13 protein-coding genes are annotated in these 13,488 nt (G+C 56.1%); 8 read left to right on the top strand and 5 right to left on the bottom strand.

The window, feature by feature from the left end; all coding sequences use genetic code 11:
- Positions 1–38 precede the first annotated feature (38 nt).
- Positions 39–689 (top strand): bifunctional tRNA pseudouridine(32) synthase/23S rRNA pseudouridine(746) synthase RluA, encoded by a 651-nt coding sequence (gene rluA, locus ACUTQ5_RS11510; RefSeq protein ID WP_445651356.1) that lies wholly within the window; start codon positions 39–41, stop codon positions 687–689.
- Positions 690–881: 192 nt separating this feature from the next.
- On the opposite strand, the gene djlA is transcribed toward rluA, so the two are convergent.
- Entirely contained in the window at positions 882–1,688 is an 807-nt protein-coding gene (gene djlA / locus ACUTQ5_RS11505) for a co-chaperone DjlA (protein ID WP_445651355.1), read from the bottom strand.
- 228 nt (positions 1,689–1,916) lie between these two features.
- Here djlA and lptD point away from each other — a divergent pair, with 228 nt between their 5' ends.
- The 6 genes from lptD (at position 1,917) to apaH (ending at position 8,693) form a co-directional block, all read left to right on the top strand.
- Entirely contained in the window at positions 1,917–4,295 is a 2,379-nt protein-coding gene (gene lptD, locus ACUTQ5_RS11500) for an LPS assembly protein LptD (RefSeq protein ID WP_445651354.1), read from the top strand.
- A 65-nt stretch (positions 4,296–4,360) separates the two neighbouring features.
- Complete coding sequence (gene surA / locus ACUTQ5_RS11495; protein ID WP_445651353.1) at positions 4,361–5,659, top strand: peptidylprolyl isomerase SurA; 1,299 nt, start codon at positions 4,361–4,363, stop codon at positions 5,657–5,659.
- Complete coding sequence (pdxA, locus tag ACUTQ5_RS11490) at positions 5,646–6,638, top strand: 4-hydroxythreonine-4-phosphate dehydrogenase PdxA (RefSeq protein ID WP_445651352.1); 993 nt, start codon at positions 5,646–5,648, stop codon at positions 6,636–6,638. Before surA ends, pdxA begins: the two co-directional genes overlap by 14 nt.
- A complete protein-coding gene (gene rsmA, locus ACUTQ5_RS11485) occupies positions 6,631–7,449 on the top strand; it encodes a 16S rRNA (adenine(1518)-N(6)/adenine(1519)-N(6))-dimethyltransferase RsmA (protein WP_445651351.1) in 819 nt (272 codons plus the stop codon). Before pdxA ends, rsmA begins: the two co-directional genes overlap by 8 nt.
- A 12-nt stretch (positions 7,450–7,461) precedes the next feature.
- Positions 7,462–7,839 (top strand): Co2+/Mg2+ efflux protein ApaG, encoded by a 378-nt coding sequence (apaG, locus tag ACUTQ5_RS11480; RefSeq protein WP_012005174.1) that lies wholly within the window; start codon positions 7,462–7,464, stop codon positions 7,837–7,839.
- Between the two features lie 2 nt (positions 7,840–7,841).
- On the top strand, positions 7,842–8,693 hold the full coding sequence (gene apaH, locus ACUTQ5_RS11475; RefSeq protein ID WP_445651350.1) for a bis(5'-nucleosyl)-tetraphosphatase (symmetrical) ApaH: 852 nt from the start codon (positions 7,842–7,844) through the stop codon (positions 8,691–8,693).
- A 39-nt stretch (positions 8,694–8,732) separates the two neighbouring features.
- Here the strand turns inward: apaH and ACUTQ5_RS11470 are convergent, their stop codons facing one another.
- From ACUTQ5_RS11470 to ACUTQ5_RS11455, 4 genes are all read right to left on the bottom strand, one after another.
- Positions 8,733–10,622, bottom strand: coding sequence for a PhoX family protein (locus tag ACUTQ5_RS11470; RefSeq protein ID WP_445651349.1), 1,890 nt, complete (start codon positions 10,620–10,622; stop codon positions 8,733–8,735).
- Positions 10,623–10,815: 193 nt separating this feature from the next.
- Positions 10,816–11,298, bottom strand: a complete 483-nt coding sequence (folA, locus tag ACUTQ5_RS11465; RefSeq protein ID WP_445651348.1) for a type 3 dihydrofolate reductase — start codon at positions 11,296–11,298, stop codon at positions 10,816–10,818.
- 142 nt (positions 11,299–11,440) lie between these two features.
- Entirely contained in the window at positions 11,441–11,905 is a 465-nt protein-coding gene (locus tag ACUTQ5_RS11460; protein ID WP_445651347.1) for a threonine/serine exporter, read from the bottom strand.
- On the bottom strand, positions 11,902–12,717 hold the full coding sequence (locus ACUTQ5_RS11455; protein ID WP_445651346.1) for a threonine/serine exporter family protein: 816 nt from the start codon (positions 12,715–12,717) through the stop codon (positions 11,902–11,904). The genes ACUTQ5_RS11460 and ACUTQ5_RS11455 overlap by 4 nt, the downstream gene beginning before the upstream one ends.
- 127 nt (positions 12,718–12,844) lie before the next feature.
- Between ACUTQ5_RS11455 and ACUTQ5_RS11450 the strand changes: the two genes are divergently transcribed.
- Positions 12,845–13,459, top strand: coding sequence for a LysE family translocator (locus tag ACUTQ5_RS11450; protein ID WP_445651345.1), 615 nt, complete (start codon positions 12,845–12,847; stop codon positions 13,457–13,459).
- Positions 13,460–13,488 lie beyond the last annotated feature (29 nt).

Raw genomic sequence — 13,488 nt, 5'->3', positions numbered from 1 at the left:
TCGGTTCCCCTGTTGTGACTTTCAGCGGAGCCAACAAGATGGAACCCTACAATCCCCCGCAAGGCCCGATGCATATTCTGTATCAGGATGAGCACATTATGGTGGTCAACAAACCGAGTGGCCTGTTGTCGGTACCCGGCCGCGCCCCGGAAAATAAAGACAGCCTGATGACGCGCATCCTCGCGGATTACCCGGCGGCAGAATCGGTGCATCGCCTGGATATGGCGACCAGTGGTGTGATTGTGGTGGCGCTGAACAAGGCGGCGGAGCGTGAGCTTAAGCGCCAGTTCCGCGATCGCGAGCCGAAGAAGTCTTATATCGCCCGCGTATCGGGCCATCTGAAGCACGATGAAGGCCTGGTGGATTTACCGCTGATTTGTGACTGGCCAAACCGGCCGTTGCAGAAGGTGTGTTTCGAGACGGGCAAAGCGGCGCAAACCGAGTATCTAGTGTTGTCACGCGACGCCGATGGCAGCACGCGGGTAAAACTGATGCCGATTACCGGCCGCTCGCATCAGTTACGCGTGCATATGTTGGCGCTGGGTCACCCGATCCTTGGTGACGGTTTCTACGCCCCGCCGGAAGTCAAAGCCATGGCGCACAGGTTGCAGCTGCATGCCCAGGAACTGCGTATTACCCACCCGGCGTTCCAGACGCCGATGCACTTTCGCGCCGAACCGGATTTCTGAATCGCCTGTTAAACGGGCCCAGCATGTCGGGCCCCTGGGTACTCCCCCCGAAATACTTACGCTCTTTCCCCTAAATAATTGGGGTTGCATCGCGGCGGCAAGCCTGCAAATCCCCGGGAGCATAGGCAACTATGTGACCGGGGTGAGCAGGTACAGCCAACAAAGAGGCAGCGCCAAGTATGACGGGGAAGGTTATTTGAAGCCTTTCTCGCGTTTGATCAGATCGTACGCCGCCTGAATTTCCTGCGCTTTCTGCTTGGCCATTTCCATCATTTGCGGCGGCAAGCCTTTCGCCACCAGCTTATCCGGATGGTGTTCGCTCATCAGCTTGCGGTAAGCGCGCTTGATGGTGGTGGCATCGTCGCTGCTGCTGACACCCAGCACTTTGCAAGCATCGTCCAGCGTTGGCCCACGTTGCGCCTGCTGGAAACCACCCTGCTGACCGCCGCCAAACTGGCGCCCGCCTTCCATCATGCTGAGGAATTGATCGAACTGCGCACGCGAAATACCCAGCTCTTCAGCAATCACATACAGCACCTGCCGCTCGTTGGGATGCAACGAACCGTCGGCGAATGCCGCCTGGATTTGAATTTCCAGAAACATCCGAATCAGGTCAAAACGGCCGAAACAAATGCTGCGGAACTGCTGCAGCGTTTCTCTCAGCGGAAACTGGCTCTGTTTGCCTTCACGAAATGCCTGCTGCGCCGCGGTACGGGCTTCTCCGTGCAGCTGCAGACGATCCATGAACAGGCTGGCGATCTGAATATCCGCCTCGGTAACGCGTCCTTTTGATTTGGTCAGGTGACCCATCACCTGAAAAGTGGTGCGGAAAAACAGCGTTTGCCGCGTTTGCTGACCGGCGAAAAAGCCCCGGCTACGCTTATTACTGCGCGCAGTATCGATCATATGACCGACAATCAGCCCCAAAACTACACCCCAGAATCCCGCGCCAGCCCAAATGGCCACGATGACCCCGAGCAGTTTTCCCCAATACTGCATATACTCCTCAATTATCATGCCGAAAGCCGACTGCTCCCTTTCGTCTTAGGTAAGGGTTAAGGCGATTTTTCTCAGGATTTGGATTATCATACCTGTCATTTATCTTTGCGCCTATCGACGACGCAAGTAAACGGCCGGATTTAACACTAGCGCAACGCAGATGAGTAATATAGTCTCTGACCGTTTGCCGGACATGACGCCTCTGATGACGGAACACCAAAACCGCGTATGAAAAAAAGTTTCCCAACACTGCTGGCCACACTAATTTGGACGGCACTCTACAGCCAGCACGCCCTGGCTGACCTTGCTGAGCAATGTATGCTTGGCGTTCCTGTTTATGACAAACCGCTGGTCAGCGGCGATCCGAACAGCCTGCCGGTCACCATCCATGCGGATGACTCCAAAGCGGACTATCCGAAAAGCGCCCTGTTCACCGGCAACGTGAATATCGAACAAGGCAACAGCACCCTGACCGCCAAGCAAGTGGAACTGAACCAGACGCAAAATCCGGGGCAGACCGATCCAGTGCGCACCGTGACCGCTACCGGTGACGTTCACTACAGCGACAATCAGATCAAGCTGAAAGGCCCGAAAGCCTGGTCGAACCTGAACAACAAAGATACCGACGTCTATGAAGGCGACTACCAAATGGTAGGCCGTCAGGGGCGCGGCGACGCCGACAAGATGAAGATGCGCGGTGCCAACCGTTACACCATTTTGGAAAACGGCACCTTTACCTCCTGTCTGCCGGGCGACAACAGCTGGAGCGTGGTCGGTACCGAAGTGATCCACGACCGCGAGGAGCAGGTGGCGGAAATCTGGAATGCCCGCTTTAAAATTGGCGGCGTGCCGGTTTTTTACAGCCCGTATCTGCAATTGCCGGTCGGTGATAAACGTCGCTCCGGTTTCCTGATCCCGAACGCAAAATATGGCAGCAGCAATGGCTTTGAATTTATGCTGCCGTATTACTGGAACATTGCGCCGAACTTCGACGCCACCATCACACCGCACTACATGTCTCGACGCGGCCTGCAGTTGCAGAACGAATTCCGCTATCTGGTGCAGCCGGGCCTGGGCCTGATGGAGTTCGACTGGTTGCCGAACGACAAGGAATACAGCAAGGACAACCCTGACGACAGTAAACGTTGGTTGTTCTACTGGAACCACAATGGGGTGATGGACCAGGTGTGGCGCTTTAACGCCGATTACACCAAAGTCAGCGATTCCAAATACTTTACCGATCTGGACTCGAAATATGGCTCTACCACCGACGGTTACGCAACGCAGAAATTCAGCCTCGGCTACGCCATTGACAACTGGGATGCCACCTTAAGCTCCAAGCAGTTCCAGATCTACGGCGATACCGATCGCAGCCAGTCAGATTCGTATAAAGTTCAGCCACAGTTGGACCTGAACTACTATAAAGATGATCTTGGCCCGTTCGATTTCCGCATCTACGGCCAGGCGGCCAAGTTCACCAGCGTCAACCCGTACAGCCCGGACGCCACTCGTCTGCATATGGAACCGACGCTCAGCCTGCCGTTGACCAACGGCTGGGCCAGCCTGAACACCGAAGCCAAACTGCTGGCTACCCATTATCAGCAGGATATTCCTGACGGCTTCGCAGCTAACTACTCAGCTCGTAAAAGCCCTCCGGGTAACGTTGTTACCGCGCCGGATCTCGAGGATTCGGTCAACCGCGTATTGCCGCAGTTCAAGGTCGACGGCAAGCTGGTGTTCGAACGCCCGATGGTCTGGTCGGAAGGTGCGACCCAAACCCTGGAGCCGCGCGTGCAGTACCTGTATGTGCCGTATCGCGACCAGAGCAACATCTACACCTACGACACCACCCTGCTGCAAACCGACTACTCCGGCCTGTTCCGCGACCGTACTTACAGCGGCCTGGATCGCATCGCTTCGCAAAACCGTGTTTCCACCGGTTTAACCACGCGAATTTATGATGACGCGCTGGTTGAACGTTTTAACGCTTCCGTGGGTCAAATCTACTACTTCAGCCGTTCACGCACCGGCGACCAGGCAAGCAGGTACGATAACAATGACGATACAGGTAGCCTGGCATGGGCCGGCGATACCTATTGGAAGATTGACGATCGTTGGGGCCTACGTGGCGGCCTGCAGTATGACACGCGCCTCAATAGCATTTCATTGGGCAACGGCGTACTGGAATACCGTCAGGATTCTGAACGCGTCCTGCAGTTGAACTACCGTTATGCCACGCCGGAGTATATTGAAACGGCACTGAACACCAAGCAGGTTCCGGCCTATCAGGACGGCATTTCGCAGGTGGGCGTCACCGGCAGTTGGCCAATCGCCGATCGTTGGGCCGTCGTTGGGGCTTATTACTACGACACCCGAGCCAAACAGTCTGCCGATCAGTTGCTCGGTGTGAAGTACAACACCTGCTGCTGGGCAGTGACCTTGGGTTATGAGCGTAAGATCACCGACTGGAATGGCAGCAACAATACCAGCGTTTATGACAACAAAGTTTCGTTCAACGTCGAACTGCGTGGCCTGAGCAGCGATCACAGTCTGGGCTCCGCGGAAATGTTGCGTTCCGGCATTCTGCCTTACCAGCGTGCATTTTGATGCTTTGTAACACTTTGAAAACGAGAACTTTAACCCGCATTTGCGGATTACATAATGGGAAATGTATGAAGAACTGGAGAACGCTTATTCTCGGATTGGTGGTTTGTGCCAATACCGCGTTCGCAGCACCCCAAGAAGTGGATAAAGTCGCCGCCGTCGTGGATAACGGCGTGGTCCTTGAGAGCGACGTAAGCACCCTGTTGCAGTCGGTGAAACTCAATGCACAGCAGGCCGGCCAGCAATTGCCGGATGACAAAACGCTTCGTCACCAGATCCTTGAGCGTCTGATTATGGATAACATCCAGCTGCAGATGGCCAAGAAAATGGGGATCAACGTTTCTGACGCCGATCTGGACAAAGCCATCGGCAACATCGCCGCACAGAACAAAATGAGCCTCGATCAGATGCGCAGCCGTCTGGCGTATGAAGGCCTGAACTACAACACCTACCGTTCGCAGATCCGCAAGGAAATGCTGATTTCTGAGGTGCGTAACAATGAAGTGCGCCGCCGCGTCACTATCCTGCCTCAGGAAGTGGACTCACTGGCCGCTCAGGTTGGCGCTCAGAACGGTAGCGATACCGAAATGAACATCAGTCACATCCTGATCCCGCTGGCGGAAAACCCGTCGCAGGCGCAGGTAGACGACGCGGAAGCCCTGGCTAGAAAATTGATGGGCGAAATCAACGGCGGTGCCGACTTCGGCAAACTGGCAATCTCCTACTCTGCCGATTCCCAGGCGCTGAAAGGCGGCAACATGGGCTGGGGCAAGCTGCAGGAAATCCCGACCCTGTTCGCCGAAAGACTGGTTAACGCCAAAAAAGGCAACGTGGTTGGGCCAATCCGCTCCGGCGTCGGCTTCCACATCCTGAAAGTGAATGATATCCGTGGTGCCAGCCAGTCGGTATCAGTTACCGAAATTCACGCTCGTCACATTCTGCTGAAACCTTCTGTGGTGCTGACCGACGATCAGGCACGTGCCAAGTTGCAAGAGGTGGCCGAAGCCATCAAGAACGGCCGCGCCAAGTTTGCTGACGAAGCCAAACAGCTTTCTCAGGATCCGGGTTCTGCATTGCAGGGCGGCGATCTGGGCTGGGCTTCTCCAGATATCTATGATCCGGCCTTCCGCGACGCGTTGATGAAACTGAGCAAAGGCGAAGTCAGCCAACCGGTTCACTCTTCCTTCGGCTGGCACCTGATTCAGTTGCTGGATACGCGTCAGGTAGACAAAACCGATGCGGCGCAGAAAGATCGCGCTTACCGCATGCTGTTTAATCGCAAGTTTGCTGAAGAAGCGCAGACCTGGATGCAGGAACAACGTGCTCAGGCTTACGTGAAGATCCTTGACGGTAATGCACAACAATAATCGCATCGTAATCACCCCCGGCGAGCCTGCCGGGGTTGGGCCGGATTTGGTGGCAGCGCTGGCGCAACAGGATTGGCCTGTTGAACTGGTGGTGTGCGCGGATCCGGCCTTGTTGCTTGAACGCGCCCGGCAGTTAGACCTGCCGCTGCAACTGCGCACCTATCAGCCACAACAACCTGCTCAGCCGCAGCGTGCGGGTACCTTGACGGTATTACCGGTCACTACCGCTTATCCGGTAGTCGCTGGTGAGTTGAACGTAGGCAACAGCGCCTATGTGGTAGAAACTTTGGCGCGTGCCTGCGACGGTTGTCTGAACGGTGAATTCGCCGCGTTGATAACTGGCCCGGTGAACAAGGGCGTAATCAACGACGCCGGCGTGCCGTTCATTGGCCATACCGAATTCTTTGCCGATCGCAGCGGTTGCGATCGCGTGGTGATGATGTTGGCGACCGAAGAGCTGCGCGTGGCGCTGGCGACCACCCACCTGCCTTTACTGGCGGTGCCTGGCGCTATCACCCGGCAAAGCCTGCATGAAGTCATCCGCATTCTCGACCACGACCTGAAAACCAAATTTGGCCTCGCCCAACCGCAGATCTATGTCTGCGGCTTGAACCCGCATGCCGGGGAAGGCGGCCATATGGGGCGTGAAGAGATTGACACCATCATCCCGGCGCTCGACGCGCTGCGTGCTGAAGGTATCACTCTTATCGGCCCACTGCCGGCAGACACCCTGTTCCAGCCCAAGTATCTGCAACATGCCGATGCGGTGCTGGCGATGTATCACGATCAAGGTCTGCCGGTGCTAAAATACCAAGGGTTCGGCCGGGCGGTAAATATTACCCTCGGTTTGCCTTTTATCCGTACCTCGGTCGACCACGGTACCGCTTTGGAACTGGCCGGCACCGGCACCGCCGATGCAGGCAGTTTTAAAACGGCCTTGAATCTCGCCATTAAAATGATAATTAATTGTAATGAATAATAAAGTCCACCAAGGGCACTTTGCCCGCAAACGCTTTGGACAGAACTTTTTAACCGATCAGTTTGTCATCGACAGCATTGTCTCCGCCATTCACCCGATGCCGGGTGAGGCGGTGGTTGAAATCGGCCCCGGCCTGGGCGCACTGACCGAGCCGGTCGGCGCACGTATGGATCGCATGACGGTGATTGAGCTGGACCGCGACCTGGCGGCCCGCCTGGAAAATCACCCACAGCTGAAAGACAAACTGACCATTCACCAGCAAGATGCCATGACGGTGAACTTTGCCGAAATGGCCGAACAGGCTGGCCAGCCGCTGCGTGTGTTTGGTAACCTGCCGTATAACATTTCGACGCCGCTGATGTTCCACCTTTTCAGCTATACTCAGGCCATTCGCGACATGCACTTTATGTTGCAGAAAGAAGTGGTTAACCGCCTGGTTGCCGGCCCGAACAGCAAGGCCTACGGGCGTTTGACCGTAATGGCACAGTACTACTGCAACGTTATTCCGGTGCTGGAAGTGCCACCGACCTCCTTCACCCCGGCACCGAAAGTGGATTCCGCCGTGGTGCGTCTGGTGCCACATCGGGTGAACCCGAACCCGGTTGGCGACGTGCGCATGCTGAGCCGTATTACCACTCAGGCGTTCAACCAACGCCGGAAAACCGTCCGTAACAGCCTGGGCGACCTGTTCACCCCAGAGCAACTGACGGAGTTGGGTATCGATCCGATACTGAGAGCAGAGAATATTTCTGTGGCGCAATACTGTAAGCTGGCCAACTGGCTTTCAGCCAATCCCGCGCCGCAGCAATAAGGAGTAGTGGTCATGATTGATTCGCCCCGCGTATGTATTCAGGTACAAAGTGTCTATGTGGAATCACAGTCGATACCTGAGGAAGAACGTTACGTCTTCGCTTATACCATCACCATCCGCAACCTGGGGCGTTTCAATGTGCAACTGCTGGGCCGCTACTGGCTGATCACCAACAGCAATGGCCGCCAGACCGAAGTTCAGGGCGAAGGCGTCGTTGGCGAACAGCCGCTCATCCCGCCCGGCGGAGAATTCCAATACACCAGCGGCGCGATCCTTGAAACGCCGTTGGGTACCATGGAAGGCCATTACGAAATGGTTGATCATCAGGGCCAGCCGTTCCAGACCGCTATTCCGGTGTTCCGCTTAGCTATCCCAACGCTGATTCACTAATTATGTCGACATATCTTATCGGTGATGTTCATGGCTGTTTTGATGAACTGAAATCGCTGTTGGCCCAGGTGGCTTTCAATCCACAGAATGACCAGCTGTGGCTGACCGGCGATTTGGTCGCCCGCGGCCCCGGTTCACTGGATGTCTTGCGATACGTGCGTTCACTCGGCCCTGCGGTACGCATGGTATTGGGCAACCACGACCTGCACCTGCTGGCAGTTTACGCCGGCATCAGCCGCAACAAACCCAAAGATCGCATCACGCCGCTGCTGGAAGCGCCGGACGCCGACGAGTTGCTCAACTGGTTGCGCCGCCAACCGGTGCTGCAGGTGGATGATGAGCAAAAACTGGTGATGGCCCACGCCGGCATCACCCCGCAGTGGGACATCGACACCGCGAAAATGTGCGCGCGCGAAGTGGAAGCGGTACTGAGCAGCGACAGCTACCCACTATTCCTCGATGCCATGTACGGCGATATGCCGAACAACTGGAGCCCGGAACTGAGTGGGCTGGCGCGCTTGCGTTTCAGCACCAATGCCCTGACGCGCATGCGTTACTGCTTCCCGAATGGCCAGCTCGACATGATCTGCAAAGATGCGCCAGGCACCGCACCTGCGCCGCTCAAACCCTGGTTTGAATTGCCACGATTGGTCGATGCCGATTACACCATTATCTTTGGTCACTGGGCATCACTGGAAGGCAGAGGCACACCGGCAGGTGTTATTGGCCTCGATACCGGTTGTTGCTGGGGGGGCGACCTGACCATGCTACGCTGGGAAGACCGACAGTACTTTACCCAACCGGCCAATCGCCGAAATCTGCTGGACGGCGTGCACCAGCAGGCTGCGTTATAATCAAGCCGGGGCGGTCAATGCCGCCCCGCTGTTTTCTGGTTAAGCCCCGATCACCCCACCGTCTTCACGCGTAATCATCAATACTGACGAACGCGGACGAGGACTATTATTCGGGAAATGCGAATCTCCTTCCTCCCCCGGATGCTGAACGTTGACGAACATCGTCTTATAATCCGGCGTGAAGGTAATCCCGGTCAGCTCGCACGACTTTGGCCCAACCATAAAGCGGCGGATCTCGCCACTGAGGGGATCGCCCACAAGCATCTGGTTGTTCCCCTGCCCGGCATAGTCGCCCTTGTTACTGTATTTACCGTCAGTGAGGATCCACAGGCGACCGGCCTTATCAAAACCCAACCCGTCCGGACTGTTAAAGGTATTGTCTGCCGTGATATTTGGCGTACCGCGGTTCACCCCTTCCGGGTGCGCAATCGGGTTGCCGCACAGCGCATAAATATCCCAGGTGAATGACGCCGCCGTAGCATCGCCACCCTCATCCCAACGGATAATCTGACCATAGACATTGTTCGGACGTGGGTTAGCCGCGTTCAATGGCATGCCTTCTTCACCGCGCTTGCTGTTGTTGGTCAGTGTGCAGTAGGCACGACCATCATGCGGGTTGACTGCAATCCATTCCGGACGGTCCATTTTGGTGGCACCCACCTGTGCCGCAGCCTTGCGGGCGAAGATCAGCACTTCGGCCTCATCACGGAAACCGTTTTCCGGCGTCAGGCCATTTTTGCCGAACTCCAGGGCAATCCAGCGCCCGGTACCTTTCAACGGCGTGCCGGCAGCATCACCATCAAACTGCGCCACATACAGCGTGCCTTCGTCCAGCAGACTACGGTTATTGGCCGGGTTAGCCACATCGACCACGCCTTTGGAAACGTATTTATAAATGTGCTCACCGCGCTCATCGTCGCCCATGTAAACCACCAGGCGACCATCCTTGGCAACGCTTACCGCGGCATTTTCGTGTTTGAAACGGCCCAGCGCCGTGTGTTTGATTGGCGTCGAAGTCGGATTCATTGGGTCAATTTCGACAATCCAACCGTGGCGGTTAAATTCATTCGGGTTCTTCGCCACGTCAAAACGCTCGTCGTAATCCGGCCAGTTGCGCTCCGGTTCGCTAACTTTTAGCGTATAGCGCTTTTGCTCCGCCGTGGTCTTATAGTCGGCCTGATGGGTGCCAAAATAGGTATCGAAGTTCTCTTCACAGGTCAGGTAAGTGCCCCAGGGCGTTTTACCGTTGGCACAGTTGCCGAAGGTGCCCAGTACCTTGCGCCCGGTCGGGTCAGCTGCCGTTTGCAGCAAGGCATGACCGGCGGCTGGGCCACTGAACTGCATCTCGGTGTTGGCCGTAATACGGCGGTTATAGCGCGACGGGCGCTCTACTTCCCATCGCTGGCTGTCACCGGCGCGCTTTACTGCCACGATAGAAACACCGTGCGCAGCCTGAGATTTACGCACATCTTCCAGACTGGTGGCTTTGCTGCCGCCATGGGCAAACAGATACTGCTCGTTAACATATTCATTGTTGATGGCCATCACGCCGTGATTATCATCAATCGGGAAGAAGCTCATGCCATCGTTGTTGTCGCCGAACTGCTTTTCCTGGTCGGCGGCACTGTTGTTACCCTGCGGGTCAAAAGCGGCTGCGCCCTCCACCAGCGGCTCGCCCCAGGAGATCAGCACCTCGGCACGGTAACCCGGTGCAATCACCACCTCATCGGCCGTTGAGGCCGCAATGCCTTTGAAACCCAGCAGCTTGTTCGGCGGTAAATCCTCGGCCAGTGCTTCGGCGGAAACCGTCCAGATGCCGCCGCCGAGGAAACCGGCCAGGCCTACGGCTCCGGCACTGCCCAGCAGCAGTTTACGACGGGTGGGATCGGTCAGGCGGTCGGCATCTAATTGCTCAATTTTGCTCGTCATTGCTTTGCTTCCTTTTTTAAATGGCGCCGCAGTCAAGATTCACCAGAGTTGCCAGGCGCTCAGAGTTGGGCTTCATACTAATCAGGAAGTGTGACAAAAATGTTACAAGAAGAAGTCAGCGGAGGTTTGCCGCAGAAACGACAAAGGGCGCAATCTCTTGCGCCCTCAGTAAGATACAACTAACACCCGGTAATCAGCGGTGCTCTAAAATCTCGAAGCAATAGCTGTGAGAATTCACTTCGTCAGCATCGTGGAATTCGCTAAACGAAGTTTCCCATTCATCCGGCTCATAGTCAGGGAAATGGGCGTCGCCACCGACTTCGGCATCGATATGCGTCAGATACATGCGATTAGCGCGCGCCAGGAATTGGCTGTAGATACGCCCACCGCCGATCACCATCACTTCTTCCACATCCCCGGCAGCGGCCAGCGCTTCGTCGATAGACATTACCCAGGTCACCCCGGCATCGGTGCCGGCGCGGCTGCTTAAAACGATGTTATGGCGGCCCGGCAATGGACGACCAATCGACTCGAAAGTTTTACGGCCCATAATCACCGGTTTATTCAGCGAGTTACGTTTAAACCACGCTAGGTCCGCCGGCAGGTGCCACGGCATAGCGTTTTCCATGCCAATAACGCGATCCGCCGCCAAGGCAGCGATCAGGCTGATAATCATTGTTAAACCCTGTGTAGGCAGCAAAATTGCTGACACTATACGTAAAGCCCTAACTGCCGTCGATAGGCTAATCAAGCAATATGAATATATAAGATAGCTCTTATCAGTATATCTAATGTTCAATTCAATCGACGGGTCACGCTTAAACGCCAGGGCGTTTTCGGTACAGCCACAGCCCAGGTAACGACAGCCCGATCGATAATGCGCCGACGATAAAACAGGCCTTGAGGAAGTTGCTCATCAGGGTGGCCATCAGCGCCTCGCTATAACCCAGATGCGAAATTTCCACCACCGAGATCATCGCGGTATAGGCCGAGATCCCCGGGAACATCGGGATCACCGCCGCCACGGTAAACACCTTCGGGTGTGCCAGCAGCCAGCGTGACCAGTAAATGCCGATCATGCCGATTAAAATCGCCGCCAAAAACGTGGCCCATTCGATGTTCATTCCTGCGTGCATCAGCAGCATGCGTGAACCGTGACCTACTGCGCCAAGCAGCGCACAATAGCGCAGCGCGCGCACCGGGACGTTGAATACCATGGCAAAACCCAGTGCCGGTACCGCCGCCAGCAGCATGTCCTGCAGCAAAACCCAAAGCAGATTCATGACCACCCCCGCAGATCCCACAGCGACATTGCCATCACCACGCCAATGCAGGTCGCCAACGTCAACAGGCTGGCCATCGCCCAACGCGCCAGTCCGGTATTGATGTGGCCTTTGAACATGTCCGCAACCGCGTTAATCAGCGGGAACCCCGGCACCAGCAGCAACACGCTGGCAGCCATCGCCACCGTAGAGGTTTGGCTGAACACCGGCAGCCGTAGCAACAGACCGGAAACCGAGGTCGCGACAAACGCCGTCAGGCAAAAATTGATCAGCGGATTCATGTGACGGGCGGTCAGCATTTGGCGCACCGACATGGCCAGGCCGCTGGCGATAAAGGTCACGGCAAAGGCTTTTTGATCGCCACCGTTGAGCATGCTGAAGCAACCGCAAGACAGTGCCACCATCAACACCACCAGCCAGCGCGGATAGCGTAACGGACGGATTTTCTGCAGGCGACGGGCCACGTCGTGTGCGTCCGCCAGCCGGTGTTCCGCCAAAATAACGATATGCTGCACCTCGGTCACCATCTGCATATTGATGCCGCGGTCGACGTTCTTGCGCGTCGTGGTCAGGCATTCACCGTGACTGAGGGTGGTCAACACCACCGCGTTGGCCGATATCGAACTTTCCACGCTGTCCATGCCCAGCGCCAACCCCAGCCGGGTCGACAACTGTTCCACCACCATGCTTTCCGCCCCATGCTGTAACAACAGCAAGGCGCATTGAATACACAGGCGGGTGATTTCACGCTGTTGCTGTTGTTGTTGTTGCCGCTGCGGCGGCGGCAGGTCGGTGGTGGTCGACTGCTGCATGGGGGCCTCTGACTCATCAAAATAAAGTTCATCTTATTGCCAAACATTACCTCATTTGGTTGATGCGCATCAGGAGAAGCGGCGTTATTATCAGCGCAATTAGGCCTTTTGTGCAGAGAGTCAAATCATGCTTGAAACTTCGCTGTTCGTTGCCGGTATCGCCACCCTGGGGATGCTGTCGCCCGGCCCGGATTTTTTCATGGTAATCAAGAATGCCGCCCGCTATCCGCGGTTGGCTGCCATGATGACCGCTTTCGGCGTGATCTGCGGCGTCGCGACCCATATGTCCTATTGCGTTGCCGGGCTGGCGGTGGTGATCACCACCACACCATGGCTGTTCAACGTGCTGAAATACGCCGGTGCGGTCTATCTGGTCTGGATTGGCATTCAGGCGCTGTTGTCACGCGGTGGCGGCAAAATGAACGTCAGCAATTTACCGCAGCAGCAGGTGAGCCTGAAAAGTGCCTTTGTGCAGGGCTATCTGTGTAATCTGCTCAATCCGAAGGCCACGCTGTTCTTCCTGGCGGTATTCACTCAGGTATTGCAGATCGATTCTGGATTGGGTGAAAAGCTGTGGTACGCGGGGATTATCCTTGGTCTGTCTGTCCTGTGGTGGCCAGCGCTGGTGTTCCTGATCCAAAGTGGCCCGGTGCGTCGTGGGCTGGAAAAGACCCAGAAGATAGTGGATAAATTTTTGGGTGGGATGTTGATTGCCCTAGGCATCAAAGTCGCACTGAGCTGACTCTGCCTTGCGGGGCGCAGCATCTCGCT

It is taken from the genome of Serratia sp. NA_112.1, assembly GCF_052691715.1.
Note: the sequence above shows the minus strand (reverse complement) of the source record. Positions and strands in the feature narration are given on the sequence as shown.